Source organism: Microcoleus sp. CAWBG640 (assembly GCF_020883015.1).
Lineage (GTDB): Bacteria > Cyanobacteriota > Cyanobacteriia > Cyanobacteriales > Microcoleaceae > Microcoleus > Microcoleus anatoxicus.
In genome coordinates, this window is the sequence record NZ_JAHRFC010000162.1 from 1 (window position 1) to 5,500 (window position 5,500).

Below are 5,500 nucleotides of genomic sequence, written 5' to 3' on the forward strand. Positions count from 1 at the left end.
AAAAAATAAAAAAATAAATTTGCGAGGGAAAAAATAAATAGTACCTTTGCAACCCCAACGAGAGGGAAAGAGATTAAGAGCGATTCTTAAACGAAAAAAAGCTAGATCAAAAGGTGTAAGAACCTTACAAATGATAGAGAGCCGACCTGAGAAGCGAGGCATAAAGTTCTTTAAAAAATAACATGTAGCGTAGATAGATAACCAACAATCGTTGGAGTATCAAGAAAAAACAAATTTTTATATTAACATCAAGTTAGTATCAAACAAACATTTTACAATGGAGAGTTTGATCCTGGCTCAGGATGAACGCTAGCGGCAGGCCTAATACATGCAAGTCGAACGGGATTGGAAGCTTGCTTCCATGAGAGTGGCGTACGGGTGCGTAACGCGTATGCAACCTACCTTTATCAGGGGGATAGCCCGAAGAAATTCGGATTAACACCGCATAAAAACACAATCTGGCATCAGATAATGTTCAAATATTAATAGGATAAAGATGGGCATGCGTGTCATTAGCTAGTTGGAGAGGTAACGGCTCACCAAGGCGACGATGACTAGGGGATCTGAGAGGATGACCCCCCACACTGGTACTGAGACACGGACCAGACTCCTACGGGAGGCAGCAGTAAGGAATATTGGTCAATGGGCGCAAGCCTGAACCAGCCATGCCGCGTGCAGGAAGACAGCCCTATGGGTCGTAAACTGCTTTTATACCAGAATAAACCTTAATTTGCGAATTAAGCTGAATGTATGGTAAGAATAAGGATCGGCTAACTCCGTGCCAGCAGCCGCGGTAATACGGAGGATCCAAGCGTTATCCGGATTTATTGGGTTTAAAGGGAGCGTAGGCGGCCCATTAAGTCAGGGGTGAAATTTTTCAGCTTAACTGGAAACTTGCCTTTGATACTGATGGTCTTGAATACAGATGAGGTAGGCGGAATGTGACAAGTAGCGGTGAAATGCATAGATATGTCACAGAACACCGATTGCGAAGGCAGCTTACTAAACTGTGATTGACGCTGAGGCTCGAAAGCGTGGGGATCAAACAGGATTAGATACCCTGGTAGTCCACGCCCTAAACGATGATAACTCGATGTTGGCGATATACAGTCAGCGTCCAAGCGAAAGCGTTAAGTTATCCACCTGGGGAGTACGCCCGCAAGGGTGAAACTCAAAGGAATTGACGGGGGCCCGCACAAGCGGAGGAGCATGTGGTTTAATTCGATGATACGCGAGGAACCTTACCCGGGCTTGAAAGTTACTGAAGAATTTAGAGATAGATTCGTCCTTCGGGACAGGAAACTAGGTGCTGCATGGCTGTCGTCAGCTCGTGCCGTGAGGTGTTGGGTTAAGTCCCGCAACGAGCGCAACCCCTATGTTTAGTTGCCAGCATGTAAAGGTGGGGACTCTAAACAGACTGCCTGTGCAAACAGAGAGGAAGGAGGGGACGACGTCAAGTCATCATGGCCCTTACGTCCGGGGCTACACACGTGCTACAATGGATGGTACAGCGGGCAGCTACCTGGTAACAGGATGCAAATCTCACAAAGCCATTCACAGTTCGGATCGGGGTCTGCAACTCGACCCCGTGAAGTTGGATTCGCTAGTAATCGCGTATCAGCAATGACGCGGTGAATACGTTCCCGGGCCTTGTACACACCGCCCGTCAAGCCATGGAAGTTGGGGGTGCCTAAAGTCCGTAACCGCAAGGAGCGGCCTAGGGTAAAACCGATAACTAGGGCTAAGTCGTAACAAGGTAGCCGTACCGGAAGGTGCGGCTGGAATACCTCCTTTCTAGAGAGATACTAAGATTTATACTACGTTACATGCTTATTTTTTAAATAAAAGAGAAACAGAACCTGATGAGATGATTAATCGGTGGTTCAGCCACTGAGGTAGAGGGGAAACAGTCCCGTAGCTCAGTTGGTTAGAGCACTACACTGATAATGTAGGGGTCAGCAGTTCAAATCTGCTCGGGACTACATAAGCATCTTAAAAGGGGAATTATCGAGGTGGATACAATCCGAGAAATCGGAGAGGATAAGCCAAGAGGAAGAAATAATTCCCTAAAGAGATTAAGGCACGATACCTTAAAACCATTAGGGGGGATTAGCTCAGCTGGCTAGAGCACCTGCCTTGCACGCAGGGGGTCAACGGTTCGAATCCGTTATTCTCCACGTTTATACCGAAAAGGTTTATTTAGCTAAACTTTGAGAAGGGATAAAAAAGTTCTTTGACATATTGGAAGAAGTTATTGAAAGAGAAGACAACAGATAGGTAACACTATCAAAAGCGTGTATAGTAAGATATACATAAGAAGAAAGTAAATAAGAGCACACGGGGGATGCCTAGGCTCTCAGAGGCGATGAAGGACGTGATAAGCTGCGATAAGCTGCGGGGATTGGCACATACGAATTGATCCGCAGATTTCCGAATGGGGAAACCTAACTAACTGAAGGTTAGTTGCACAAGCGCAAACCTGCCGAACTGAAACATCTAAGTAAGCAGAGGAGAAGAAAATAATAATGATTTCCTGAGTAGTGGCGAGCGAAAGGGAAGAAGCCCAAACCTATATTGTTACGGCAATATGGGGGTTGTAGGACTACAATATAACTATTAAAGTAAAGTGGAATAAGATGGGAAACTTAGCCAAAGAGCATGACAGCTGCGTACACGTAAGTGATAATAGTTTAGTAGTATCCTGAGTACCGCGGGGTCGGAGACGCCCTGTGGGAAACTGCCAGCACCATCTGGTAAGGCTAAATACTCCTGAGAGACCGATAGTGAACTAGTACCGTGAGGGAAAGGTGAAAAGAACCGCGAATAGCGGAGTGAAATAGAACCTGAAACCGTGTGCTTACAAGCGGTCGGAGCTGGCAAGTCCAGTGACGGCGTGCCTTTTGCATAATGAGCCTACGAGTTACTCCTCTCTGGCAAGGTTAAGTGTTTAAGACACGGAGCCGAAGCGAAAGCGAGTCTGAATAGGGCGCAGAGTCAGAGGGGGTAGACGCGAAACCTTGTGATCTACCCATGAACAGGTTGAAGGTGCCGTAACAGGTACTGGAGGACCGAACCGATAAACGTTGAAAAGTTTCCGGATGATTTGTGGGTAGGGGTGAAAGGCTAATCAAACTGGGAAATAGCTCGTACTCCCCGAAATGTTTTTAGGAACAGCGTGGTGGTAAAGTTTAACAGAGGTAGAGCTACTGATTGGGTGCGGGGGAGTCAAATCCTACCAAATCCAGACAAACTCCGAATGCTGATTAAATATACACTGCAGTGAGGCCCGGGGTGCTAAGGTCACGGGCCGAGAGGGAAAGAACCCAGACCATCAGCTAAGGTCCCCAAATGTAAACTAAGTTGAACTAACGAGGTTCGATTGCATAGACAGCTAGGATGTTGGCTTGGAAGCAGCCATTCATTTAAAGAGTGCGTAACAGCTCACTAGTCGAGCGATCGGGCATGGATAATAAACGGGCATTAAGTTTACTACCGAAGCTATGGATAGGGATTAATCTCTATGGTAGGGGAGCATTCTAATTGCGGCGAAGGTATCTGGTAATGGGTGCTGGAGCGATTAGAAAAGCAAATGTAGGCATAAGTAACGATAAGGCGGGAGAGAAACCCGCCCACCGAAAGACTAAGGTTTCCTGATCAACGCTAATCGGATCAGGGTTAGTCGGGGCCTAAGGTGAACCCGAAAGGGGTAACCGATGGATAACTGGTTAATATTCCAGTACTTTTTATAACTGCGATGAGGTGACGGAGTAGTGACACTGCCGCGAACTGACGGAATAGTTCGTTAAAGGATGTAGGTAATGAGACAGTAGGCAAATCCGCTGACTTAGCTGAAATCTGATAGTACCTTGAGCCTTCGGGTAAGAGGATAGTGCAGGTAATCAGACTTCCAAGAAAACCCTCTAAGCTTCAGGTTATAAAAACTCGTACCGTAAACCGACACAGGTAGTCGAGAAGAGAATTCTAAGGTGCTCGAGTGAATCATGGCTAAGGAACTCGGCAAAATGGCCCTGTAACTTCGGGAGAAGGGGCGCTTGCAGCAATGTAAGCCGCAGTGAAAAGGCCCAGGCGACTGTTTAACAAAAACACATGGCTTTGCAAAATCGAAAGATGAAGTATAAGGCCTGACACCTGCCCGGTGCTGGAAGGTTAAGAGGGGATGTTAGTCGCAAGGCGAAGCATTGAATCGAAGCCCCAGTAAACGGCGGCCGTAACTATAACGGTCCTAAGGTAGCGAAATTCCTTGTCGGGTAAGTTCCGACCTGCACGAATGGTGTAACGATCTGGGCGCTGTCTCAGCCATGAGCTCGGTGAAATTGTGGTCCCGGTGAAGACGCCGGGTACCCGCAACGGGACGGAAAGACCCCATGAACCTTCACTATAATTTAACATTGATATTGGGTACAGGATGTGTAGGATAGGTGGGAGGCTGTGATCTGGGTTCGCTAGGATTCAGTTAGCCAACGTTGAAATACCACCCTTTCTGTATTCGATGTCTAACTCTGCAAAGCGGAGGACATTGTTTGATGGGTAGTTTGACTGGGGTGGTCGCCTCCAAAAGGGTAACGGAGGCTTTCAAAGGTATGCTCAATACGCTTGGTAACCGTATGAGGAGTGCAATAGCATAAGCATGCTTGACTGTGAGGCCAACAAGCCGAACAGGGTCGAAAGACGGATATAGTGATCCGGTGGTTCTGCATGGAAGGGCCATCGCTCAAAGGATAAAAGGTACTCTGGGGATAACAGGCTGATCTCCCCCAAGAGCTCATATCGACGGGGAGGTTTGGCACCTCGATGTCGGCTCGTCACATCCTGGGGCTGGAGAAGGTCCCAAGGGTTCGGCTGTTCGCCGATTAAAGTGGCACGCGAGCTGGGTTCAGAACGTCGCGAGACAGTTCGGTCCCTATCTGTTGTGGGCGTTGGAAATTTGCGTGGGGCTGTCCTTAGTACGAGAGGACCGGGATGGACTGACCTCTAGTGAATCTGTTGTTCCGCCAGGGGCATTGCAGAGTAGCTACGTCGGGAATAGATAAGCGCTGAAAGCATCTAAGTGCGAAACTAGCCACAAGATGAGATTTCCATTGAGGATCGTAGAAGATGACTACGTTGATAGGCTATAGATGTAAAGCTGGTGACAGCAAAGTCAAGTAGTACTAATTATCCGATACTTTCAACAGATAAGACGTTGTCTTCTCTCCAATTACTTCTTTCAATAGTATGTCAAATGTTAGGTAATGTGTTTACCAACATTCAAAATATTCAGGTGCCTATATCGGCGGTGTCCACCTCTTCCCATTCCGAACAGAGAAGTTAAGCCCGCCAGAGCCGATGGTATTGCGGTAAAACGTGGGAGAGTAGGTCGGTGCCAGTTTTTATTAAAGCCTTATACGAAAGTATGAGGCTTTTTTTATGCAGTATAATTTGATTATCTAAATCATTAAGCAAATTTGGAATCAAATCGCTTAGAATGTGTTCTATCCTA

At 47.0% G+C, this 5,500-nt stretch carries 2 tRNA genes and 3 rRNA genes; all 5 read left to right on the forward strand.

The window, feature by feature from the left end:
- Positions 1-274 precede the first annotated feature (274 nt).
- Positions 275-1,794 (forward strand): 16S ribosomal RNA (locus tag AAFP11_RS29525).
- Positions 1,795-1,908: 114 nt separating this feature from the next.
- Positions 1,909-1,982: transfer RNA gene (locus AAFP11_RS29530), tRNA-Ile, on the forward strand.
- A gap of 121 nt (positions 1,983-2,103) precedes the next feature.
- Positions 2,104-2,177, forward strand: a tRNA-Ala gene (locus tag AAFP11_RS29535).
- A gap of 140 nt (positions 2,178-2,317) precedes the next feature.
- Positions 2,318-5,194 (forward strand): 23S ribosomal RNA (locus AAFP11_RS29540).
- An 83-nt stretch (positions 5,195-5,277) separates the two neighbouring features.
- Positions 5,278-5,389, forward strand: a 5S ribosomal RNA gene (gene rrf / locus AAFP11_RS29545).
- Together the 16S, 23S and 5S rRNA genes with 2 tRNA genes alongside form the textbook arrangement of a ribosomal RNA operon.
- Positions 5,390-5,500: the final 111 nt, after the last annotated feature.